21 protein-coding genes are annotated in these 23,696 nt (G+C 50.0%); 14 read left to right on the forward strand and 7 right to left on the reverse strand.

The features are described 5' to 3' along the window. Positions 1-20: 20 nt before the first annotated feature. The 11 genes from lysA to Q0537_RS02430 all read left to right on the forward strand — a co-directional run bounded on the left by lysA (position 21) and on the right by Q0537_RS02430 (position 11,340). Positions 21-1,331 carry a diaminopimelate decarboxylase gene (lysA, locus tag Q0537_RS02380; RefSeq protein WP_299224791.1) on the forward strand — a complete coding sequence of 437 codons (1,311 nt, stop codon included), beginning with the start codon at positions 21-23 and terminating at the stop codon, positions 1,329-1,331. Then, the gene (locus Q0537_RS02385; RefSeq protein ID WP_299224793.1) at positions 1,328-1,768 is read left to right on the forward strand and encodes a hypothetical protein; all 441 of its coding nucleotides are present in this window, start codon (positions 1,328-1,330) and stop codon (positions 1,766-1,768) included. The genes lysA and Q0537_RS02385 overlap by 4 nt, the downstream gene beginning before the upstream one ends. Beyond that, entirely contained in the window at positions 1,752-2,828 is a 1,077-nt protein-coding gene (gene pheA, locus Q0537_RS02390) for a prephenate dehydratase (protein ID WP_005869547.1), read from the forward strand. The genes Q0537_RS02385 and pheA overlap by 17 nt, the downstream gene beginning before the upstream one ends. Continuing rightward, the gene (gene hisC / locus Q0537_RS02395; RefSeq protein WP_299224795.1) at positions 2,828-3,937 is read left to right on the forward strand and encodes a histidinol-phosphate transaminase; all 1,110 of its coding nucleotides are present in this window, start codon (positions 2,828-2,830) and stop codon (positions 3,935-3,937) included. Before pheA ends, hisC begins: the two co-directional genes overlap by 1 nt. After that, entirely contained in the window at positions 3,927-5,759 is a 1,833-nt protein-coding gene (gene dxs, locus Q0537_RS02400; protein ID WP_299224797.1) for a 1-deoxy-D-xylulose-5-phosphate synthase, read from the forward strand. Before hisC ends, dxs begins: the two co-directional genes overlap by 11 nt. A 65-nt stretch (positions 5,760-5,824) precedes the next feature. Further along, complete coding sequence (locus Q0537_RS02405) at positions 5,825-6,235, forward strand: Fur family transcriptional regulator (RefSeq protein WP_299224799.1); 411 nt, start codon at positions 5,825-5,827, stop codon at positions 6,233-6,235. 48 nt (positions 6,236-6,283) lie between these two features. After that, positions 6,284-7,702, forward strand: coding sequence for a CHAD domain-containing protein (locus Q0537_RS02410; RefSeq protein ID WP_299224801.1), 1,419 nt, complete (start codon positions 6,284-6,286; stop codon positions 7,700-7,702). A 9-nt stretch (positions 7,703-7,711) separates the two neighbouring features. Next, on the forward strand, positions 7,712-8,440 hold the full coding sequence (gene ubiE / locus Q0537_RS02415) for a bifunctional demethylmenaquinone methyltransferase/2-methoxy-6-polyprenyl-1,4-benzoquinol methylase UbiE (RefSeq protein ID WP_299224802.1): 729 nt from the start codon (positions 7,712-7,714) through the stop codon (positions 8,438-8,440). Beyond that, positions 8,433-9,599, forward strand: a complete 1,167-nt coding sequence (gene xseA / locus Q0537_RS02420; RefSeq protein WP_299224804.1) for an exodeoxyribonuclease VII large subunit — start codon at positions 8,433-8,435, stop codon at positions 9,597-9,599. The genes ubiE and xseA overlap by 8 nt, the downstream gene beginning before the upstream one ends. Positions 9,600-9,609: 10 nt before the next feature. Continuing rightward, positions 9,610-10,686: a 3-phosphoserine/phosphohydroxythreonine transaminase gene (gene serC / locus Q0537_RS02425; protein WP_299224806.1), complete on the forward strand. Its 1,077-nt coding sequence runs from the start codon at positions 9,610-9,612 to the stop codon at positions 10,684-10,686. A 414-nt stretch (positions 10,687-11,100) separates the two neighbouring features. After that, positions 11,101-11,340, forward strand: a complete 240-nt coding sequence (locus Q0537_RS02430) for a DUF333 domain-containing protein (RefSeq protein ID WP_295150930.1) — start codon at positions 11,101-11,103, stop codon at positions 11,338-11,340. 445 nt (positions 11,341-11,785) lie between these two features. On the opposite strand, the gene Q0537_RS02435 is transcribed toward Q0537_RS02430, so the two are convergent. After that, entirely contained in the window at positions 11,786-12,472 is a 687-nt protein-coding gene (locus Q0537_RS02435) for a hypothetical protein (protein WP_299224808.1), read from the reverse strand. 599 nt (positions 12,473-13,071) lie between these two features. On the opposite strand from Q0537_RS02435, the gene Q0537_RS02440 reads away from it, so the two are divergent. After that, positions 13,072-13,641, forward strand: a complete 570-nt coding sequence (locus tag Q0537_RS02440) for a hypothetical protein (RefSeq protein ID WP_299224810.1) — start codon at positions 13,072-13,074, stop codon at positions 13,639-13,641. Positions 13,642-14,250: 609 nt separating this feature from the next. Here the strand turns inward: Q0537_RS02440 and Q0537_RS02445 are convergent. From Q0537_RS02445 to Q0537_RS02465, 5 genes are read right to left on the reverse strand one after another with little or no spacing between them, the layout of a single operon-like run. After that, positions 14,251-14,754, reverse strand: coding sequence for a flavodoxin family protein (locus Q0537_RS02445; protein ID WP_299224812.1), 504 nt, complete (start codon positions 14,752-14,754; stop codon positions 14,251-14,253). Next, positions 14,751-15,968 carry a radical SAM protein gene (locus Q0537_RS02450; RefSeq protein WP_299224814.1) on the reverse strand — a complete coding sequence of 406 codons (1,218 nt, stop codon included), beginning with the start codon at positions 15,966-15,968 and terminating at the stop codon, positions 14,751-14,753. Before Q0537_RS02450 ends, Q0537_RS02445 begins: the two co-directional genes overlap by 4 nt. Then, positions 15,969-16,751 (reverse strand): ABC transporter substrate-binding protein, encoded by a 783-nt coding sequence (locus Q0537_RS02455; protein ID WP_299224816.1) that lies wholly within the window; start codon positions 16,749-16,751, stop codon positions 15,969-15,971. Beyond that, positions 16,748-17,521 (reverse strand): ABC transporter ATP-binding protein, encoded by a 774-nt coding sequence (locus Q0537_RS02460; protein WP_299224818.1) that lies wholly within the window; start codon positions 17,519-17,521, stop codon positions 16,748-16,750. Before Q0537_RS02460 ends, Q0537_RS02455 begins: the two co-directional genes overlap by 4 nt. Beyond that, positions 17,518-18,486 carry an iron ABC transporter permease gene (locus tag Q0537_RS02465; RefSeq protein WP_299224820.1) on the reverse strand — a complete coding sequence of 323 codons (969 nt, stop codon included), beginning with the start codon at positions 18,484-18,486 and terminating at the stop codon, positions 17,518-17,520. Before Q0537_RS02465 ends, Q0537_RS02460 begins: the two co-directional genes overlap by 4 nt. A gap of 559 nt (positions 18,487-19,045) precedes the next feature. On the opposite strand from Q0537_RS02465, the gene Q0537_RS02470 reads away from it, so the two are divergent. Continuing rightward, on the forward strand, positions 19,046-21,127 hold the full coding sequence (locus Q0537_RS02470) for a carbon starvation CstA family protein (RefSeq protein WP_299224822.1): 2,082 nt from the start codon (positions 19,046-19,048) through the stop codon (positions 21,125-21,127). Continuing rightward, positions 21,114-21,329 (forward strand): KCU-star family selenoprotein, encoded by a 216-nt coding sequence (gene kcuS, locus Q0537_RS02475; RefSeq protein ID WP_295150910.1) that lies wholly within the window; start codon positions 21,114-21,116, stop codon positions 21,327-21,329. Before Q0537_RS02470 ends, kcuS begins: the two co-directional genes overlap by 14 nt. A 388-nt stretch (positions 21,330-21,717) precedes the next feature. Here the strand turns inward: kcuS and Q0537_RS02480 are convergent, their stop codons facing one another. Continuing rightward, positions 21,718-23,031 (reverse strand): hypothetical protein, encoded by a 1,314-nt coding sequence (locus Q0537_RS02480; protein ID WP_299224825.1) that lies wholly within the window; start codon positions 23,029-23,031, stop codon positions 21,718-21,720. Between the last annotated feature and the right edge of the window lie 665 nt (positions 23,032-23,696).

The following is a 23,696-nucleotide window of genomic DNA, read 5'->3' on the forward strand; positions in this document are numbered from 1 at the left end:
AATTTATCGGTGGAAATTCTATGGATTATTCAAGCTTAGCCCGCAAATACGGCACCCCTTTATACGTTTACGATTTTAACGAGATACAAAAGAATTTCATAGCGCTCAAAGAAGTCTTCACAGCGCGCAAGTCGCTCGTTTGCTTCGCGATTAAAGCCAATTCTAACCTTAGCGTTTTGAAGTTTTTGTCAGATCTGGGCAGCGGCTTTGACTGCGTCAGCATCGGCGAGCTGCGCCGCGCTCTGTATATCGGCGCGAAGAGCTATAAGATCATATTCTCTGGCGTCGGCAAGCAAGACAGCGAGCTCGAGTTTGCGCTTCAATCAGACATTTTACTGATAAATTTAGAAAGCGAAGCCGAGATGCTGCGTCTGGAGCGGATCGCGCAAAAGCTAAATAAGCCCGTTCGCATCAGCATCCGCGTAAATCCGAACGTTGACGCTAAGACCCATCCCTACATCTCCACGGGGCTAAATGAGAACAAATTCGGCGTCAGCATCGAGACCGCGCGCAAGATGTATATCTACGCCAAAAAGAGCAAATTTTTAAATCCCGTCGGTATCCACTTTCACATCGGCAGCCAGCTCACGGACATCGCGCCGATCTGCGACGCCGCAAAGATCGTAAGCGATCTACTGCGCGAACTGCGAGCCATTGAGATCGATATAAAATTTTTTGACGTGGGCGGCGGCATCGGCATCCGCTACGAGGATGAAAAACAGATCGTGCTCTACGACTACGCGCAAGGGATTTTAAAGAGCCTAAGCGGTCTAGATGTCACGATCGTGTGCGAGCCGGGGCGCTTCATCACGGGAGCAGCGGGCGTCTTCCTCACCCGCGTGCTTTATGAAAAACAAAACTGCGGCAAGCGCTTCGTCATCGTAGACGGCGCGATGAACGATCTCATACGCCCGAGTCTCTACGGCGCGCACCACGCCATCGAGATCGTTAGCGCCTCGGAGGGTATAAATTTAGATGAAGCTGGCGATAGCGAAGTAAATTTAGGCGGCAGAGGCGCGGATCAGACAAGCAGTTCGGGCGCGGATGAAAAAATTTCAAGCGTAAATTTAAGCGAAGCTAGCCTCTGCGACGTCGTGGGCCCGATATGCGAAAGCGGCGATTTTTTGGCCAAAGGCGTTAGCCTGCCTAGCCTACAAAGCGGCGATCTGCTCGCGATCAAAAGCGCCGGCGCCTACGGCTTTTCGATGTCGAGCAACTACAACACCCGCTGTCGCGCCGCCGAGATCGCGGTTTACGACGGGCAGGACCGCCTGATTAGAAAGCGCGAGAGCTTTGATGATCTAATCGCGCTCGAAAAGGATCTCGTATGATCCGCGCGGCGAGCCGTCCAAAACAGGGCGCAATCTTAAATTTCAAATCCGAACGCGCAGCGGCTTTAAATTTTAACGCAGTAGCAAGCACGGTCTTAAATTTTAAACGCACCGTCGCTTTAAATTCCGAGCCTGAACGCGCCGCTGCTTTAAATTTCAGATCTGAACAAAATACGCCTGTAAATTTTACGGCAAAACAAAGCCCCGCTTTAAATTTTAATCTGGGCTCTTTAAATTTCAGATCCCGCTGCGACGAATTTTATTGCGTCCTCTTAGCGTGCGGAAGTTGCGGCGCAGCTATCCTAAGCGATGAAATTTTAAGTTCGCGAGGTCAAAATTTAAAAGCGTGCAGCAAAAAAGGCGGCGTGAAATTTCTAAAATCCGCGCAGAAATTTGAGGGCGAGCAAAAGGAGGGCTATGATGCAAAACATCGATGATCTGCGCGTTTGTATCGACAGGCTGGATGATGAAATTTTGCGCCTTATCGACGAGCGCATGGGATTTGTCAAAAAGATCGGCGAGCTGAAGCAGACCGCGGGCAGCGCGATCTACCGCCCGGAGCGCGAGCGCTCGATCATCAGCAGGCTGGACGGCGGAAAGGCGCGAAATTTAAGCAAAGAGGCGATCGAGGCGATATTTTTTGAAATTTTCTCGGTTTCGCGAAATTTAGAAAAGCCGCAGATAGTCGCGTTTTTGGGGCCTTTCGGCACCTATTCGCACCAAGCCGCCAAGAGCCGCTTCGGCGCGGTAAGCTCCTATCTGCCGCTCTCGAACATCGAGGCGGTCTTTAAGGAGCTTGATAGCGGCGAGGCCAAATACGGCGTCGTGCCGATCGAAAACAACACCGAAGGCGCGGTGGGAGCGACGCTTGATTGCTTGCGAAAATACGAGGGCGTCAAGATCGTCGCCGAAATTTATATGGATATCCACCACTGCTTTGCGAGCCACTGCGACGACGTAAGCACGGTGGATCAGATATTCTCGCATCCGCAAGGATACAATCAGTGCCTTAAATTTTTAGACGATCACGGTCTTAGCGGCGTTAAATTTACCGCGACCAAATCTACCGCGCTTGCGGCGCAGATGGCGGCTGCCACGCCGCACTCCGCCGCGATCTGCTCCAAGATCGCCGCCGATCTTTACGGCGTGCCGATGATGTTTCAAAAGATCGAGGACAACTCCGCCAATCGTACGCGATTTTTCGTGCTGAGCGACTTTAAAAACCAAAAGAGCGACCGCAACAAAACGAGCATTCTAGCCAAAACCGACGACCGTCCGGGCGGGCTTGTGGACTTTTTGCAGATGTTTCGCAACGAGGGGATAAATTTAACCAAATTAGAAAGCCGCCCTGTCAAGCTTAGAGATTTTAAATGCGTCTTTTATGTCGATTTTGAGGGACACATCGACGACGAGCGCGTGGCGCGCGTGCTGCAAAACGCGCAGAAAAACGGACACGAAATCACCTGGCTGGGAAGTTATATAAACGGAGGGGAGTGATGAAATTTAACGAATTTGTAGAAAATCTAAGCAATTACGAAGCAGGCAAGCCGATCGAGCTTGTGGTGCGGGAGTTTGGTATCCACAAGCAGGACGTGTTAAAGCTTGCTAGCAACGAAAACCCCTTCGGCACGAGCGAGGCGGTGCAGGAGGCGATCGCGCAAAACGCCGCCTGTGCGCATCTTTATCCCGATGATTCGATGTATGAGCTAAAGGGCGCGCTTGCCTCGAAATTCGGCGTAGAGCCGCAAAATATCATCATCGGCGCGGGCAGCGATCAGATCATTGAGTTTGCGCTGCACGCCAAGCTCAATTCGCGCCGCGCGATACTGCAAGCGGGCGTCACTTTCGCGATGTACGGCATCTACGCAAGCCACTGCGAGGCTAAAGTTTACAAAACGAGCGCGCAGGAGCACGATCTGGCTGAGCTTTTAAAAATTTATAACGCGCACAGGGATGAAATTTCGGTCATCTTTTTGTGCGTGCCGAACAACCCGCTGGGCGAGTGCTTGGATGCGGAGGCAGTGTATGAGTTCGCTGGCAGCGTGGATGAGGACACGCTTTTAGTGATCGATGCCGCATACAACGAATTTGCGGCGTTTAAAGACGAGCGCAAGAGGCTTGATCCTAAGCTCTTAATTCAAAATTTTAAAAATGTGCTCTATCTAGGCACCTTCTCGAAGGTCTACGGCCTGGGCGGTATGCGCGTAGGCTACGGCATCGCGCCGCGCGTAATCATAAGCGCGCTTTATAAACTGCGACCGCCCTTTAACATCACGACGCTAAGCCTCGCAGCGGCAATTGCGGCGCTAAAAGACGAGGCTTTCGTGCAAAAGAGCCTGCAAAACAACGCCGCGCAGATGAGCCGCTTCGAGGATTTTGCGCGCAAGCGAAATTTGGAATTTATCCCTAGCTACGCAAATTTCATCACATTCAAACTTAGCCCGCCGCTAGATAGTAGCGAGCTTTGCGAGCAGCTTCTGCGCCGCGGCGTCATCATTAGAAATTTAAAAAGCTACGGGCTAAACGCCGTGCGCATCACGATCGGCACGCCTGAGCAAAGTAGCCGCGTCCTAGACGCAATGGGAGAAATTTTGAGTGGATATTAAAAATAAAAGTTTAGAGGAGCTACGGGAGCTCTGCACGCAGATCAGGGCGCGCATTATCGAAGTCGTGAGCAAAAACGGCGGCCATCTAAGCTCAAACATGGGCGCGGTCGAGCTCATCGTGGCGATGCACTACGTGTTCGACGCCGCGAGCGATCCGTTTATCTTCGACGTAAGCCACCAAAGCTACGCGCACAAGCTTCTAACGGACCGCTGGGAGGAGTTCGGCTCGCTTAGGCAGTTCGGCGGTATCAGTGGCTACACGAAGCCTAGCGAGAGTAAATTTGATTATTTCGTGGCAGGGCATGCCTCGACATCGATCTCTTTAGCCGTAGGTGCGGCAAAGGCTATCAAGCTCAAAGGCGAGGATAGAATTCCCGTGGTCTTAATCGGCGACGGATCTATGAGCGGCGGCATGACTTATGAGGCGATGAACGAGCTCGGCGATCTACGCCTGCCCTGCATCATCATCCTAAACGATAACAAAATGAGCATCAGCAAGCCGATCGGCGCCTTTAGCAAATACCTAAGCCAAGCGATGGCGGGCGAGACCTATCAAAAATTTAAATCCCACGTAAGAGAGCTGCTCTCCCACGCTCCACAGAGCGCGACATATATGGCAAAGCGCTTTGAAAATTCCTTAAAGCTCATCATCCCTGGGATGTATTTTGAGGAGCTTGGGCTTGATTACATCGGCCCGGTGGACGGCCACAACCTAGCCGATCTCATATCGGCGCTAAAGACGGCAAAAAGCGCGCGCAAACCCGTCGTCGTGCACGCTCAGACGATCAAAGGCAAGGGTTACGACAAGGCGGAGGGCTATTTGGAGAGCTGGCACGGCGTAGGGCCTTTCGATATTCAAAGCGGAGAATTTAAGAAAAAATCCGCCGCCAAAAGTGCCACGCAAATTTACGCCGAGGCACTTTTAAATTTGGCCGCTAAGCATGAAAACGTCGTGGGCGTGACCGCCGCGATGCCGAGCGGCACCGGCATGGATAAACTGATCGAGAAATTTCCCCACCGCTTCTGGGACGTCGCGATCGCCGAGCCTCACGCGCTAAGCTCGATGGCTGCGATGGCGCGCGAGGGTTTTAAGCCGTATGTTACGATATATTCGACCTTTATGCAGCGCGCGTTCGATCAGATCGTCCACGACGCGGCGATTATGAACTTAAGCTTAGTCCTTGCGATGGATCGCGCAGGCATCGTAGGCGAGGACGGCGAGACGCACGAGGGGGTCTTTGACGTGAGCTTTTTAAACGCGATCCCAAACATCAGTATGTGCGCGCCGCGGGACGAGGCGAGCTTTAAACGAATCATCGAGTACTCCTATGCGCATGAGGGGGTTTTGGCGATACGCTATCCACGCGGAAGCTTTATCTTGGACTGCGACGAGACCGGCGCGTCTGCGGTAGAGCTTGCAAAATCGGTGTTTTTAAAGCGCAGCGATAGCGCGCGCATAGCTCTCATCGGCTACGGAAACGGCGCAGGTAGGGCATATAAAACGGCTGAGGCGCTAGAAGGGCAGATCAAAGCGGATGTCGTAGATCTAGTCTTTGCAAAGCCTTTGGACGACGAGTTCTTGCGAAGCCTAGCTCGCAAGGATAAAATTTGGTACGTCTTTAGTGACAACGCCAAAAAGGGCGGCGTCGGTGAAATTTTAAGCGCATTTTTGCAAGAAAATGAAATTTCGGACGTAAAGATCGTAAGCTTCGAGTTTGCTGATATCTTTTTACCGCACGGCAAGACCGCCGACGTGGAGCGCAGCTTGGGCTTGGATATCCAAACTCTAACCGAGCGAATATTAAGTGATAAAAAGTATTAGTTAATATCAACTTTGTTTAAAGTAAAATTTGATAATATCACTTTAAAATTTTTTGAAGGACAAAAATGAGCCACGTAGAACTACTCAAAACTTGCGGTTTGAAAGCAACTCCTCAAAGATTATGCATCCTAAAGGTGCTATATCGCCACGAACATCCAAGCATAGATGACCTATACGAGGGGATCAAAGAGGACTATCCATCCATTTCGCTGGCGACGGTTTATAAAAATTTAAACACCCTGCTCGACGAAGGGGTCGTAGTCGAGGTCAATGCGCCGAATAAAAAGAGTCGCTACGACATTTATCAGATGCCGCACATCCACGTCGTATGCGAAAAATGCGGCAACGTCACGGATCTTTTCATGGATGATGCCTTTAATAAGGACGTTTTGAAAAACATCGAACGCAAAGCTGGCAATTTCATCCGCAAGCTAAATATCACGGCTACGGTCGAAGACTGCGAAAAGTGTAGATAGTTTAAAGAATTTTCTGCTATTATTACCCACTTTATTTTTGGAGCGGGTATGCAAACTAAGCGTAAATTTTTATTGAGCGACGATTCGATTCTGCAGACGCTAGAGCGTGCAGGGCTGAAATGTCGCAAGGTAAAAGTCGCTTGGTTTTATACTTCGTTCTACCCTGAAATTTACTACATCCGCCAAAACGACGAGTGCTCTTTGCATCACAAAAAAGAGGATCTCGACAGACAAACTCTAAATTTTAAAATTTCAAAAGATGATTTCAAAGAGGCTTTAAAAAGCAGGGTCGCCCGCGTCGTGCAAAAGAACCGCTACGGCTTTGCCAGCGACGAAGCGGAGTTTTGGCTTGAGCTTTACGGCGGCGAGCTAAATATGCTAGCGGTGCTGCGGGCTAAATTTAAAGACGAGCCCTCTAGCGCAAATTTTGATTTTGCAAAAACCTTCGGCAGCACCGATTTTTGCGAGATCACCGACGATTACCGCTACAAAAGCCGCTATCTGGCGCGCTACGGCATCCCGCCGCGATCTCTTGATTTCGCGCACGCCCGCAACGTTTTTAAAAAATTTAGCCGAGTTAAATTTTTCGCGCCGCCCTATGCGGACAGCGTTAAGCTCGCGCGTTTGGCGCTTGAGCTAGCGTGGACGAGGGCGTGTGCCGCAAAGGGCGAGTATCAAAAAAGCCTAGCCCCCAAAGCTCTTCACGAGCTGCGCGTGCAGATTCGTAAATTTAGAGCGGTTTTGAAGCTGTCCGCGCCGCTTTTCGAAGCTGAAAAAAAGGATGAAATTTTAAAACTCCTCGCAGAATTTATGAGCCGCAGCAATCAGCTGCGAGACCTTCACGTTTTTGCGGAGTTTTTAAAAGCCGACGACGCGCCTGCGAGCTTTTTACAGCAGCTAAATCTTATCGCAAAGCGCTCTGAGGATAAAATTTTAGAATTTCTTTCTAGCGCGGAATTTGCAGATTTAAACGGCGCTATTAGCGGCTTTTTAAGCGGCGCGGACGGCATCTACGCGCGCAGCGAATATGAAAAAATTTCAAAAAAGTTCGCCTCCGCCCGCCTCTGCAAGCTGATTAAAAGCTTGCGCGCGGAGCTAAAAAATTTGCAGCAAGGCTCATCGCTGCAGGCATTTCACGACGCGCGCATAGGGCTAAAGAGGTTGCGATACGCGCTTGAAATTTTTGCAAGAAGCTTTGACGAAGGCTGCGTCAGGGAGCTGTTTAAACGCACCAAGACCGCCTGCGAGGATTTCGGCGCGCTGCAAGATATCAGCGTGTGGCAAAATTTCATCGCGATCTATCAAAAAGCAAGCGATAAAAGCGGCGTCGCGTTTGCGTACCTGCTGGCTCTGGACGCCCGGCTAAACGATCGCCGCGCCGAGTTGGAGGAAAAAATTTTAAATGAAAAAGAGCCTCTTTTGCGCGCTCTGAAAAGATCGCTGCGCAAAATCAAAGCATACGAATAAGGAAAACCCGTGCAAAAACAGGAAAAAATCATAAAGATGTTCGATCAGATCGCGCCTACCTACGATCTGGCAAACCGCGCCATCAGCTTCGGCGTGGACGTTTCGTGGCGCAAAAAAGCGGTCGAGCTGACGCTTGAAAAGCTTAAAGGAAAGCTCGTGAGTATCGCCGACATCGCGTGCGGCACGGGCGATATGATAAGCTCGTGGCGCGACGGCGCGGCGCAGCACGGCGTGCAGATCGAGCGGATCGTGGGGATCGATCCTAGCGAAGGGATGCTCGAGGTAGCTAGGCAAAAATTTCCTGGCTGCGAGTTTATCAAAGCAACCGCGGGCGCCACGACACTGGATGACGCGAGCGTGGATATTTTAAGCATCAGCTACGGCATAAGAAACGTCGTGGAGCTGGACGCAGCGCTTGCGGAGTTTAATCGCGTTATAAAACCGGGAGGTTCGCTCGTGGTTTTGGAATTTACCAAAGCCGCAAGCGGCGGGCTCGCGTTTAAAATCAGAGATTTTTACGTGAGTAAAATTTTACCCAAAATCGGCGCCTTCATCTCAAAAAACAAAGAAGCCTACGAGTATCTACCAAGCTCCATCGGTAGCTTCCTAGACGCCGCGAGCTTTAGCGAAAAGCTCAAAAATGCGGGCTTTGAGCTGCGCGTGCAAAAGGGTTTCAGCTTCGACGTCAGCACGCTTTTTATCGCGGAGAAAATCGCGCGGAAGAGCGACGATGCTTAGCGTAAGCGAGCTAAACGCCCAAGCCAAGGCGCTTTTGGAGACGAGCTTTAGCTTCGTCGAGGTCGAGGGCGAGATCTCTAAATTTAGAATTCAAAGCACGAGCGGGCACTGGTATTTCACGATCAAAGACGCGAGCGCGGCGATCGATTGCGCGATGTTTAAATTTAACGCCGCGCGGATAAATTTTATCCCCGCAGTGGGCGATAAGCTCGTCCTAAGCGGCAAAGTCTCGCTATACGCCCCCACGGGCGCATATCAGATCCAGGTCTCAAACATCCGCAAAAGCGGCGAGGGCGAGCTGGAAGCGGCGTTTGCCGCGCTAAAAGAAAGGCTTAGCAAAGAGGGGCTTTTTGATGCCGCGCACAAAAAACAGCTTCCGAAATTTGCCCAAAGCATCGCGATCATCACAAGCGCGAGCTCTGCGGCGCAGGCAGATATGCTTCGCACGGTGCAGGACCGCTTCGCGCTTTGCAAGATCGATTTGTATAACGCGCTAGTGCAAGGCGAGAGCGCGCCTGCTTCGATCATAAGTGCGCTGCGCGCAGCCGACGAGAAGGGCTACGATGCGATCGTAATCGCTCGCGGCGGCGGCTCACGCGAGGATCTGTGGTGCTTCAACGACGAGGCCTTGGCGCGCGCGATCTATGCAGCCAAAACGCCCGTCATCTCGGCGGTCGGGCACGAGATTGATTTTAGCATCAGTGATTTCGTAGCCGATCATCGAAGCCTCACGCCTACCGCCGCGATGATCGATCTGCTGCCCGATATTTGCGCGATCTTTCAGAGCTTAGACGGCATAAGCGACGCATTTGATAGGCTGATAAAAGATAAAATTTTATCCGCACAAAACGCGCTGAGCCTCGCAGCTCTGGAGCTTAGATCAAAATCTATCGAGCCGAAAATTTCAGGCTCGATTGCCAAGCTTTCAAATTTAGAGCTTAAATTTAAAAGCTTCGTGGCCTCCAAACTAAGCGCTGCGGAGCACGTGCTAAGCGCAAAGGATGAACTTTTGGCGCAAAAGGCGAAATTTTTTGAGATCACCAAAGACCTCGTTCAAATCCAAAAGGGCGGCAAAACGGTGAGCTTGGGTGAGCTTGCCGCGGGCGACGAGTTCGTCCTTTGCTCGCAGCAGCTTAGCAAAAATGCAAAAATCATCTAAAGGAGGCAAAATGGATAGGGTTTTAAATTTTAGCGCAGGACCTAGCACCATCCCGCTGGGCGTGCTAAAGCAGGCTCAAGAGGAGCTGCTAAACTACGCAGGGCAAGGATTTTCGATAATGGAGATCTCGCACCGCACCAAAATTTTCGAGGAAGTTTTACATAGCGCGATGGACCGCGTGCGCGATCTCTACGGCTTTTCGGACGATTTTACGATTTTATTTTTGCAAGGCGGCGCGAGCCTGCAATTCGCGCAGGTGCCGATGAACCTATACGCAGGCGGCGTCGCAGAATACGCCAACACGGGCAACTGGACGAGCAAGGCGATCAAGGAAGCGGGCGTGCTCGGCATAAACTACCGCGTGGTCGCAAGCAGCGAAGAGAGTAAATTCGACCGCATCCCCGAGGTTAAATTCTCTGACGACGCCGATTACGGCTACATCTGCTCGAACAACACGATCTACGGCACGCAGTATCCGCAGCTGCCGCAGTGCGGCTGTCCGCTCGTAGTCGATAGCTCGAGCGATCTGTTTTCGCGGCCGGTGGAGCTTAGCAACGTGGGGATGTTTTACGGCGGCATTCAGAAAAACGGCGGCCCCGCGGGCGTTACGATGGTGGCGATCCGCAAGGATCTGCTGGACCGCGCAAACCCCAAAACGCCGATGATCCTGCGCTACAAGACGCAGGCGGACGCGGACTCGATGAGCAATACCCCAAACACTTTCGGAATTTACATGCTAAATTTAATGCTCGGCTGGATCAAGGATGAGATCAGCGGGCTCGCGGCGATGCACGAGCGCAACAAGCGCAAAGCGGCGCTACTCTACGGCGCGATCGATGCTAGCGGCGGTTTCTACCGCGGCCACGCGCAAAAGGAGAGCCGCAGCCTGATGAACGTGAGCTTTAATATCGCAGATGCCGCGCTTGAGCCCATCTTCGTCGCGCAGGCGGAGGCGGAGGGGATGATCGGGCTTAAAGGACACCGCGTCTTAGGCGGCATCCGCGCCTCGATCTACAACGCGATAAACTACGAGGACGTTGAAAAACTAGTCTCCTTTATGGGCGAGTTTGCGCGCAAAAACGGCTAGCAGCGGTTAAATTTAAAGGATTTGAACGCAGCTCGCGCCTATAGACGAGATCGTTTAGGATCCGCGCTTGCCTTGTTGCTGAGCTGGTATTTGCCGCAGCCCTCGCTTTTATAGCCGGTATTTTACGGCAGAAATAGCTTTGGTATGGCTTAGATTTCACCGCTAAAATTTTATTGAAGACAAAATTTATGATGTTAAATTTTGCATTGGATGAAGTCTGATGGCTTTGATTTTGCAGCGGCGAGCGGACTTGGCGCTGCTGGGATTTCTTAGGTAGGATTTAATATTTAAAACGTTATTATCGGTGTTCAAGGAGGGTCGGCGGTTTATTTATTTAGGCGCAGGTTTAGCGTATCTGGCGCCTAAATTTAAGCTTAACCCTAAAAACGGGCAAAATTAAACGAAAGGATTTAAATGAGTTTTAAGAGATTTTTTGCAGTAGCGCTTGTGGTGGGCGCTTTCGCTTCGGTGAGCGCAGAGGCTAGCGCTGCGGGGGATTTTTGTATCAAAAACGGCGGCGAGCTGATCGTCCGCAAAGACGGCAACGGCGTGGACTACACCGTTTGTAAGCTGCCTGACGGCACGATGATCGACGCTGAAGAATTTTATAAAACAGGCGGCGATTTGAGCAAATTTAAGAGCGTAAATCGATAGAATTTTATTGCTTGCGAGATTTTCGGCAGCGAAATTCCATAAAATTCTGCGTCAAAATTCCTCTTTAAAATTTAGATGAATTTCGACTAACAAGCATTAGCGCAAGTAAATTATTTGGGTACCTCATACAAAGTGAGGGCAGCAGGGTGATGGAAGAAATTTAATTATCCAAACATCAACGATGTGCGGAGATTTTGCTCTAGCAAGGTGCTGAAAGCGGCGGCTACGCAAAGCAGAAATATTTTAAGCGACTTGATGCGACGCAGACAACCTGCTAGATGCTTGATTACGACGAAGGTTTTTTTGGATATGCGATAAGCATTTGTGCCCATAGTTGCTGAGCTTAAATTTCAGCCATTTGTGGGCGTAGCTCACTTCCTTTTTTTGAAAGGCTCAAATTTTAGTCGCTTGTGGGCACTCATTCGCTTCCTTTGCCCGCGTAAATTTAGTGCGTGAAAACCACGATCTCGCCGCGCTCAAACGCGATCTGCCGTCCCGCTAGATACAGCTCGAAGTAGGGCTTCAAAAAGTCCTCCTGCGGCCTTTGCGCGTAGTTTGGATACTGCAAGTACACAGGTAGCAGGTAGTCGCAGTTGATCGAATAGTACGCCTCGCCGAGCACCCATAGCTTCGCATCGAGCTTAGGCGAATCTATCATCCACTCCGTGATCGCCTCATAGACGGCGTCCGCAAGCTCGTCTTCGTGATCCGCGAGATCAAAGCTCTCCTGCACGCGAGCGGATTTTATCTGCTCAAGTATCTTTAAAAGTCCGCTCTTGCCTAGAAATTCTGCGAAAATTTTTAAATTTCGAATGTGCGCTAAAGCTAGGTTCTTAAGCGCTTCGCCACCAAATTTCGGATCCTGCGGCGGGCAAAAATACCCGGGCGCCACGCCCTGATCGAACGCCTCTTGCGTCTGCTGCGCCGTGACTGCATAGATCGGCATTATACGCGCTTGTAGCTCGGTGCCGTTTTGTAGCGGCGCAAACACTGCCTCCACGCCGGCGCCGTCAGGAATGAAGCACTGAAAAAGCCCGTAAAGCTTATCCTGCAGATCGATCTCTTTGCAATCTAAGCTTAAATCTAGCCCCGCAGCCTCGTTAATGCGACTAGCGTACTCGAAATTCGTCATTTTCGCCCCTTTAAATTTTGACCGTCAAAGCGTTTGGGTGGAATTTTACCTAAATTTTACGCATTTTCCGAATTAAAATTTACACGCGATGAGACTTTTGTAGAATTTAAAATTTAGCGGTTCGGTTTGAACTTGATTCTGCGCCAAGGCGGCGGGGCGATTGGCGGCGGCAGGTGTCGCGTGACGGGGTGATGAGCGGCAGCAGATAGGTTATAGCGCGGCGGGAGAACGGCGTCTGACAGCGGCGCCTACGGCGCGTGGCGACGGGCGATAACCGATGATCGCGACCGTGGCGCTCGCGGGCTACTTGCTCGCAAAAGCTGGATTTTTAATGCTCAGGCCGTCGCAAAATGGCGGGCGGTGTATTGGATGACAGCAGCGCTCGTAGCGCCCGTGATGAATGCTGTATTTTTCACGATCCCTCCTTCGGTAGAAATTTATTAAATTTAGCTCGCCCTTTTACCGCTTGCATTAGTAGTGTCCTTCCATCTACTGGCCGTATCGCCGAAGAGGCGCAAACGCAGCATGCAATGTAATTTTACAGATCTTTTTATTTTTGCTAATTTTAGCTAAAATTAGCAAAATTTTAAAGGAAAGATATGTTGATTTCTTACTCGCTACAAGATAACCGGAAATTTGCTAAAATGAGAACTAGAATTTCGCGCAGAATTTATAAAGGGAGCAAGTTCATCCGCACCGTCTGCGCGACAGATTTGCTTTTCGCTTTTGCGTTTTCGGCCTGCCTTTTTATTTTTGAGGATGATTGGATAGAGTTTTTACGCGAGTACTATGGTGATAAGTCCTGGATAAAGAGCTTAGGAGCTATCTTGCCTACTGCTTGCGCAGTTTTTTATATTTATGCTATTTGCGTTAGATCGTGGCTACTAAATTCCGCGATATATAATAAGAATAAAAATGTCACTTTCGGCTATTTTAGCATTGAAATTTCAGACGATTTAAAGGGGCAATTTATATTCGTAAGCGAGCGAGATACGCTCATTTATGATGCGGAATTTTGTGAGGTGGTAATGGAGCGCGATTTTTTGGTAATTTTGCTGGAAGGAAGTCTTTTTATCGCCGTACCCAACGAAGCGTTTAAAGAAATAAGCAAAGAGGAATTTGCTGCGAAATTAAATAAAACAATAAGTGAGGCAAAAAGCGAAATTTAAAAAGCTATGGGCAGATAGAACGGATATGATTGCGATCACAATGGAATCTTAGCCATAATGAAATTTTATCCGTTGCTTGCAAATCTTTTGCTATTTTTGTCTTAAAAATTTTTGCTAAAGAATTTTATTTATGCTTACGAGCACATAGTAAAAGTACCGCACTAAAATTTATTAAGCTCGGTGATGTCCTCTTGAGAGTACGCCTAAAATATTTTTATGCTCACGCTCCGCACCGCTGCGGCGGTGCGGTAATGAGCGACGATAGATAAGTTGTCGCGCGGCTATGAGCGGCGACGATCAGCATATTGGATGACGGCACCACTCGCAGGCCGGTCGCTCGCAAAAGCGCTTTTTTGCGTTCATAGCGCGCATTAGCGACGCAAAGTCGGCGGCATTGTTTGATCTATTGCGCGCGAAATGAAATTTTATCGTTTAAATTCTAGAGCAAGACCTGCGCCTGCAGCGGCAAATTTGCTTGTAGGAATGAAATTCGTCGTTCAAATTTAGCAAAGATAAAATTTTAAATTGCGTAAATCGCGGGAGGGGACGGGTAATGATTTGATTTTGTTCGCGTCGCGCAGTATTTAGGCGGCGCAACGCGATTAAATTTTACTTTATCCCCGCAAATGCTGCTTTTGCATCCGCCAGATCCTTCTCGTCCGGGTGTTTCGCAGCCTCCGCCCAGCGCGCAAGTCGCTCGGGGGTCATAGGATGAGGCGAGTTGCCGCCGGCCGCCATTTTGCGCATCGTCTCAAGTAGGTTCGGATCGATCGCGCCCTGGCAGGCAAACTCCCTTATAATCTCGTTACCGTTTGCTTTAAGCCCCTCTTCAAAGGTATCTAGGCACTTGCGCGAGTGTTCGCCGTCCGGCTCCGCGCCCAGAGTCATAAAAACGCCAAGCTTCTTGCCGTGAATCTTGCGTAAAAAGCGCATAAATTTCGCTTCGGCTTCGCCCTTATCGACGTAAAAGCCCAAGGCTATGAAGTCGTAATCATCGACCTCGCCTTCAAAGTCGCGGAAATTTAGACTCTCGCAGCCTAGTTGCTCGGCGATCGCGTCGCCCACCTTTTTCGTGTTACCCGTTTGTGAGGTGTAAAACACGATTTTTTTCATACAAAATCCTTTTTCATAATGTTTGCTATCTCTTCGTTGATGTTGTTGCCCCAAAAAACTCCGTCCAAGTTTAAGACCGATTTTTCATCCTTAAGCTCCAAAAGCCCCCAGCTCTCAAATTCCTTTAGTTTCTGCAGCGCTTCGTCATAAACGCTCGCGCTTAGGGCGGTTTTTAACTCGCTTAAATTTACGATCGGATACTGAAATAGATTGCTTAGTACGCCGTATTTTGCTTCGCGCTCATCGATTCGCGAGATCATCTTGTGTCCTGACACGCCGTAAATTCCGAAGCCCGCTACGTGTCCGCCCGCGCCGTTGCCGATAGGAAGGACGTCCGTGCCCTTGTGGCTTAGCTTGATGTAGCCGTAGTTATCGCGACCTTTTCGAGCGAGCTTGGTAAGCTCCAAAACCTCGAAATTATCGCTTCCGACAAGTAGTGCGCCCGCGAAAGCGTGGTGTAGCTTCTTATCGATCTCTAGATCATAGTAGGATTTGTCGATCTTTTTGTATAACTCCGAGCCCTCGAAAAACATCAGCGAGTAAAAGCTGGCGCTATCTAGACCTAGCTCATCTACATAGCGCGCGTCCTCTAGCGCTTCCTCCACGCTTTCGTTGGGGAAGTTGTAGATGATGTCGCAGCAGAGCATGCCGTCAAATTTTTCTCTAAGCTCCTTTAGTCGCTCGATTGCGCGAGCGGGCTTATGCACTCGGTTTAGAAGCGCGCGCCCCTGTCTGCTGAAGGTCTGCACGCCGATGCTAAAGCGGTTTACGCCGAAGCTTTGCAAGGCAAGCGCCTTTTGAAGGTCTAAATTATGCAGAGTGGTCTCTACGCTGATCTCGCAGTCCTCTGCGATCTTAAAATTTTTATGCAGCGCGCCTAGAACCTTTTCGAAGTGCGTCTCGCTAAAGACGCTCGGCGTGCCGCCGCCGAAGTAGATACTTTTGATCTTTTTGGTGTCGAAGTAGGGCATCTCGCCGTAGTCTTTGATCTGGCGGATCAAAAATTTAGCGTATTCATCCAGCTCGTCGCCGAGTTTGGAGCGCATCATTGAACAAAACGAGCAGATGTTGTCGCAAAACGGCACGTGCAGATAGATCACGCAGTCGCCGTCTTTTGCGGGCTGCTCCAGCGCATCGAACAGCTCGTTTTCGCTTGCGGAGACGCTCTCGAAAAGCTTGGAGCGATGGTGGGATTTAATGCGTTCTTTAAACATCTATTTCGTTGCCTCCGCGTAAATTTCATCCACCGTCTCGCCGATCTGCGGGCTACCCCGCAAGATAAGCGTCGGGGCCTTTAAAATTTTGCCCGATTTTACCGCTTTGGTATTTCTAAGGATCGGATTTGCTTTTAAAAAATCCTCCGTCTCGCCGCCTACGATGACCATAATATCGGGGTTTTGCTCCAAGATGTATTCGGCAGATACAGAAGGCGTGCTACCTTTTAGGCCGTCTGTGATATTTTTGGCGCCTAGGCGAGCGAAGATATCGCCTACTAGGGTTTTGTCGTTAAAGGCCATAGTGGCGTTTGAGCCGAAAAATAGCGCTACTTTTTTGCCGCGAAGAGCGGGTTTGTCTGCAAAAATTCCATCCATCTGAGCGCAAATTTTATCCGCCTCGCTCTCTTTTTTTACGATCGCCGCGACCTTCTTTACGTTTTGGCAGATATCTGCGGTAGAGTTTGCATCCATCGCAAGGCTCTTAAGTCCCAGTTTTTGCAGATTCTCGCTAACGCCTGCGGAGTGAAAGCTCGTGATGACCAGATCGGGCTTAAGCTCGACGATCTTTTCCATATTCGGCTTTACGTAGGTGCCTACGCTCGGTAGTTTCGCGGTTTCTGCCTCCGGGCGGATCTTGCTCATCGAGGTAGTTGAGATCGCAGCGATCTGATCCTGCGCGCCTAAAGCATAGATGATCTCGACTGCTGCGGGATCAAGTACGACTAGACCTTTGGCGAGCGCAAAACTCGCCGAAAGCAAAGCTATAAGAATTTTTTTCATAATTTCTCCTTTTGCGGTAAGATAAATTTGGTTCCTAAATTTTCGACTATCAGGGCGTCAAAGCCGTAAATTTCTTTTATGATCTGCGGCGTAAAAAGCTCGCTCGCGCTACCGCGATACCTCACTGCGCCATCTTTTAGCATCAAAATTTCATCGCAAAACAGCGAGGCTAAATTTAGATCGTGCAGTACGATGACGCTCGTTAAATTTAGCGTTTTGGTTAAATTTTCGCAGATCCTCATCGCCTCGATCGCGTAGTTCATATCAAGCGCACCCGTGGGCTCATCAAGCAGTAAAATTTCAGGCTCGCTTACGAGCGCTCTGGCAAGCAGCACGCGCCCGAACTCGCCGCCGCTTAGCTCAAACGCGCTGCGATTTAAAAATTTCTTCACGTCCAAAAGCTCGGCGATTTGCTCTACCTTGTCGCGGTCGCTCGCATCGTAGCCGCTAAATGCGCTTTTTAGGCGGCAAAATCTGCCCGCAAGTAAAATTTCATTCACGTTTAGCGCGGCTGCGAGGGCTGTTTTTTGCGGCACGAAGCCGATTAGCGCCGCAAGCTCTTTTAGGCTATACTCGCTTGCCTTTTTGCCGTTTATTTCGATGATCCCGCTTGCAGGCTTTAAAATTTGCAAGATGTTTTTTAGCAAAGTGCTCTTGCCGCAGCCGTTAGGACCCAAAATCCCGTAAAATTTACCCCGCTTTAAATTTAACTCGATGCCTCGCAAGATCGCCCGCTTGCCGTAGCTGAAGTTTAGCGCCGAAATTTTCATGCATGCTTCCTAAACGCTAGGTATAGAAAAAATGGCGCCCCGAAAAAGGAGGTCACCACGCCGATCGGAATTTCTACCGGCGAGAGGGCGTTTTTAGCGATTACGTCGCAAAAAACCAAAAAAACTCCGCCGGTAAGCGCGCTAGCAGGGATCAGCACGGCGTTGCTCGCCGTGTGAAGCGCCATACGAAGCGTATGCGGAATGATGAGCCCCACGAAGCCTATCATCCCCGTAAATGCGACCGAAAAGCCGATGATGAGCGAGGAGACGATGAGTAGGCTCTTTTTGGACTTATCGACGTTGAGTCCCAGCGATTTCGCCTCCTCGTCGCCGTTTAAGATGATATTTAGCTCGTGGCGCTTCGCGTAAAAATACGCCATGCAAAACAGCAGCGGCGGCAGCAAAAGCGCGATCTTTTGCCAGTTTGCGCCGCCTAGATAGCCCATCATCCACGCCGTAATCCTAAAGCTATCCTCTCCGATGAGATAGACCGCGAAAGAGGTAAATGCGCCTAAAAACGACGATACGGCGATGCCTACGATCAGCAGAGTCGAGATCGAGCGAGTGAGGGCGGCGAGCTTAAAGATCACGAGCGAAAGCCCGCCGGCGGCCAAAAATGCGAAAATTCCGTAAAAAACGTCGCTAAGCCCAAGCAGGTAAGCTATAACCGCGCCGAAAGTCGCTGCCGAGGCAATACCGATGATGTAGGGGTCCGCAAGCGGGTTTAAAAATACGCTTTGCACCACCACTCCCGAAGTTGCCAGCAGCGCGCCTATTAAAATTCCAAGCACGAGGCGCGGCAGGCGCATTTGTAGCAAGATGAGCTGCTTGGTCTCGTCTATCTCGCCGAAGGTGAAAAATTTTACTACGTCGCCCAGCGAAATGCTCGCTCCGCCGCTACTTACGGCTACTAAAGCAAGCAATATGAAAGCTGCGATTAGAAAGAGATAAAATTTAAAGCTCATAGTCCACCAGGCGAACTATACGCGCAGATTTCGTCGCGGCGGATATTTTTAAAATTTAAGCGGCGTCGGGAATTTATGCATGCGGAATTTATGAAATTCTCGCGGCTGGCGCAATTATTTTTGAAGCTTGCATAGCTTTTGATATCAGCGCGAAAAAGTACGTAGCCGCACACCTGATTCGGCATAAATTTCCTCCTAAAAGTATTCGCGATTTTTGTTAAGAAATTAAAATCGTTATCATAGGATTTTATCGCTTGGTTTCTTAAACCGCGATAAATTCCGTAACGGCTAAGGGCTACGGAGTTAAATTTAGGGCGATTAAATGTTAAAATCTCGCGCGTCTCCAAGCCGCCTCTTTAAATTTGAAATTCAAAATTTAGGCGTTAAATTTAAACGCCGAAAGAGCTCTTTTTAATTTCGCGATTCAGCTTTAAATTATAAAAACGCCGATAAAATACGCACTAAATTTTATTTAACGAGCCCCGCTTTAAAGGTGCGAGCCGTTTTATTAAAACGACGAATTGCGCCGAAGCTGCTCGCTAAGTTTTAAGGAGAGAGCATGAAAACATGGCAAAAGATCCTTTGGGCGGCGGTCGCCGTCATAGGGGCGTGGTGTTTCGGCGTACTTGCGCTAAATAAAGGCGAGAGCATCAGCGCCGTTTGGCTCGTAGTAGCCAGCGCGTGCATCTATCTGATCGGATACACCTTCTACGGGCGCTTTATCGCGTATCGCGTCTTTGAGCTGGACGATCGCCGCGCAACTCCTGCGGTGATCCGAAACGACGGGCGCGATTACGTCCCTACAAACAAATACGTCCTTTTCGGGCACCATTTCGCCGCTATCGCTGGCGCAGGACCGCTCGTAGGCCCGGTAGTGGCCGCACAGATGGGCTATCTGCCCGGCACCATTTGGCTTTTGGTAGGCGTCGTGCTCGCAGGCGCGGTGCATGATTTCATCGTGCTCGTGCTATCTACGCGACGCGGCGGCAAGAGCCTAGGCGAGATGATCAAAGATGAGATGGGCAAGCTCACCGGCGGTATCGCGATGATCGGGATTTTTTTCATCATGCTGATCATCGTGGCGATCTTGGCGATGGTCGTCGTAAAGGCGCTCGCAAACTCGCCGTGGGGGCTTTTTACGATCGCGATGACGATACCGATCGCCATATTTATGGGAATTTACATGAGGTTCTTGCGCCCGGGCAAGGTCAGCGAGGCATCGATCATCGGCTTTATTTTGCTGATGCTTTCGCTTTGGGGCGGGCATTACGTCTCGATCGATCCGTACTGGCACGACGTTTTTTCGCTAAAGGGCGAGACGCTCGCGCTTCTTACGATCGGCTACGGCTTTATCGCGGCGATTTTGCCCGTGTGGCTGCTGCTCGCGCCGCGCGATTATCTAAGCACCTTTCTTAAGCTTGGCGTCATCATCGGCATGGCGGTCGCGATAATCTTTGTCGCACCCGAGCTTAAAATGCCCGCTACGACGAAATTTATCGACGGCACGGGTCCCGTTTTTGCAGGTCCGATATTTCCGTTTTTGTTTATCACGATCGCATGCGGCGCGATCTCGGGCTTTCACGCGCTGATCTCCAGCGGCACGACGCCGAAGATGCTCGAGCGCGAAACTCACACTCTTTTCATCGGCTACGGCTCGATGCTTATGGAGAGCCTCGTGGGCGTAATGGCGCTCGTATCGGCGTGCATCCTAAGCCCGGGCGAATACTTCGCTATCAACTCGCCCGCCGCGGTGCTGGGCAAAGACGCGGTAAGCGCCGCGGCGTACATAAATTCTATCGGATTTAGCATTACGCCCGAGCAGATCGGTGCCTTGGCTTCAAACGTCGGCGAAACCACGATGATGAGCCGTACGGGCGGCGCTCCTACCTTTGCGATGGGGCTAACGATGCTGCTGCATCAGATCATCGGCGGCAAGGAGCTGATGGCGTTTTGGTACCATTTCGCGATTTTGTTTGAGGCGCTGTTTATTCTGACCGCGGTCGATGCGGGCACGCGCACGGGGCGCTTTATGGTGCAAGAAATTTTAGGCAACGTCTATAAGCCCTTTTCCGATACTAAAAATTCCCTCTACGGCATCATCGCGACGGTGATCTGCGTGGCGGGCTGGGGCTATCTGCTCTACAGCGGCGTTACCGATCCTATGGGCGGAATTTACACGCTGTGGCCGCTTTTCGGCGCGTCCAATCAGATGCTCGCGGGCATCGCGCTGCTGCTTGCGACGGTGGTGCTTTTTAAAATGGGCAAGCAAAAATACGCCTTCGTCACGATCGCTCCTGCGATTTGGGTGCTTATAACCACGCTTTATGCGGCGATCTTAAAGCTGATGCCGGCTAACGGCGAGCGCGTGCACGACGCGGTAAGCCACGTGGCTATCGCGCAAAATACCGCTGCCAAGCTCGCTAGCCTGAGCGATCCCGCCGCGATCGAAAAGGCGCAGGCTATCATCAGAAATAACGTCATCGACGCCGTGCTATGTGCTCTTTTCGTCGTCGTTACGATCATAGTCATCGCCCAAACGATCCGAATGTGCCTTAAAATTTCAAAAGGCGGCGCGAGCGAGGGATATTTTAAGCTGGCGGAAAGCGAGTACGTGGATAGGGGCGTTTATGAAAAAGTTTAAATTTAATCCGCTCGCAGCCCCGAAGGCCGTGGCGAGGTTTTTGGCGCGCGCGGATGCCGCGCTTGCGCCGCTCATCGGGCTCGGCGATTACGAGGGCTACCTGCGCCATTTCAGAAGCGCCCATCCTGACGAAGTCCCGCTAAGCAGGGCGGAATTTTTCCGCGCGATGCAAGATAGTAAGGCAAAAAACGTCAAGTGCTGATAGCGGCGAAAAGGGCGCGGTCGCGCCGTACAAATCGTCGTTGATCTGAAATTTTAAATTTGATAGGGTGCGGGCGTGCGAGTCATGAAATTTAGCCCGCTGCTAGGGATAAAATTTCGCGCGTACCTCTTTGAGATTGCGCTTTAAATTTGCTCGCACTTAGGGCGTTAAGATTTATTCTCGCCGCCGCGCCGTACTCATCGCTAGCCGCGCCGTTTTGCAACGGTCTCGCCTGCATGTCGTAGAATTTTTAAACGGGTATTTCCGCGTCTTGGTAGAATTCTATATAAAATTTTTGCAAAATTTTTAACAAACCTGCCTTAATTAAAGGCGTGAAATCACGGCTGCAAATTTTAAATCAGGAATATGGGTGTGCTTGGACAATGGCTTAGATCTCATAGCAGGTTAAAATTTGATCCGCGTCCTCGTCGTAGGCATTATCGACTAGTACGAGATCGCGGGCGCACTCAGGCGCGCGATGCCTGCGTTTTTCATTTTTACCGGGAGCGAGGAGTGAATATTCACGGTTTTCAATACCGCGGCCGCCTCTGGACGCTAAATTTTGCTCGGCAAATGCGCCCTTCTGCTTCGCTTCGTATTTTGTGCTCGCAGCCCGGCAAGAAGCAGCTGTAACGACGCCTAAAATTCTCACACCCTTTTGTTTAAATTTATGCGCCAGCACGGGCTTTGCCGCGAGGTATTGGACCTGCTCGCCGAGTTTAAATTTAAAGGGCTCGTCGCACTCAAATTTATCCGTCGCTTCGCACCTGGATTTGCTCGCCTTGCCCTGCGTAAATTCGCCCGAGCCGCCGCGATTAAATTCGTCCGCTTCGTCGCATCTAAATTCCTCGGCTTTATCGTGCGCAAATTTGCCCGAGCCGTCGTGCTCGCCGCTCTCGAGGTCGCCCGCCTCGCTACGCACAATATCAAGAACCCTCAGCTCATTCGGCTCGTTTATAAAGTGCCCGCGCCAGCCGTCCGGTCCATCCGCCGTAAGCTCGAATTTGTCGAAATCAAAATCGAGCTTCACGCGGAATTTAACGTTAAAATTTGCGTCCGTAAAAACAAGCTCGTTAGCACCCTCTATTTCGCCGTTTTCGCCAGTCTCGCCCGCGCGAATGCAATATCCGCCGCTTGCGCGCTGCGCCTGCGTCATAGGGCAAGTTTTAGTGATGATTTTAAGCTCGCAACCGCTTAAATTTAAGCGGTAAATTTGACCTAAGCGCGTAAAAATCAAGAAATTTAGCTCATCCTGCTTAAAAATCGCCGCACAGCCCTTTAATCGCTTTCGCATGCCCGTCTGCGTCTCAAAATCGTAAATAAAAAGCGTGTCATCGGTCGCCGTAATAGCCTTTTTATCGCCACCCTTGCTACTTAGCGCGATAAAATTGCCGTATTTTAGCACGCCCTTTTTGTGCTTTGTGATGAGCGCGAGATCCGCGGCGTTAAATTTATAAATCGTGTCTACAAGGCCCAAAACTACGAGCGTGCGGCCGTCATCGTCAAAGGTCGCGGCACGGGTAAAATCGCGGAAAGGCGCGCCGGCTAGCTGCTCGCCGCTTGCGAACGAGAATTTTCTAAGCTTCATCTGCTTTTGCTCGTCGTTATCGCCTGCGTAAACTGCGTGATCGCCCTTTATTGGGACGTTTTCGCCGATATTGCGAAGTCTGTTTTGAAGCCTACTTTGCCATAAAATTTTCATCCGTCGCTCCTTTGGTATGCGCGTAAAGAATGCGCGATTTATTGATTTTAAATTTACGCTATTTGCGCGGTGCTCAGTACCGAATTTAATCGACATTTGAGCTGTATTTTGCGGGCAAATTTATCCGCACAAATTTCGATCGTTTACGCGGTTTATTCTCTTTAATTAATTCACGGTCGCGTGCTGATAAGTGGTTGAATTTCTATGTCGCACAGATTTTGTGGGCAGCATATTTTAAATTTAAAGCAATTGCGCTATATTTATCTGACATCTCTTATCGATACTTTTGTTCCACGCTAATCAGATCTTGCACTTGGCATCGTTAAAGGCAAACACCTCAACGTGAGTATTTCCGCAATCAAAAATCTCTTGCTAACGACGCTTTTCGCGATCACTTTCGTGTCAGCGTTTAGATTGTAAATTTTACTCATTTTATTCCTTTCGTACATTTACGCGTCTTTGTAGCGAAAATTTTCAAGCGATTTGTTGATAAGGGTTATCTCTTTTGTCCATTAAGGAGATTAGAACAAAACTTAAATTTTGCTCAATAGAATCTCATTTGCCTCTATTTTTTATAAAATTTGCAATATCAACTTCACCGTCTTTTTTACCATTTTCTATATAATATTTCCAATACTCCACCACATCTCTATCCATAAAATCAC

Source organism: uncultured Campylobacter sp., assembly GCF_938017775.1.
Lineage (GTDB): Bacteria > Campylobacterota > Campylobacteria > Campylobacterales > Campylobacteraceae > Campylobacter_B.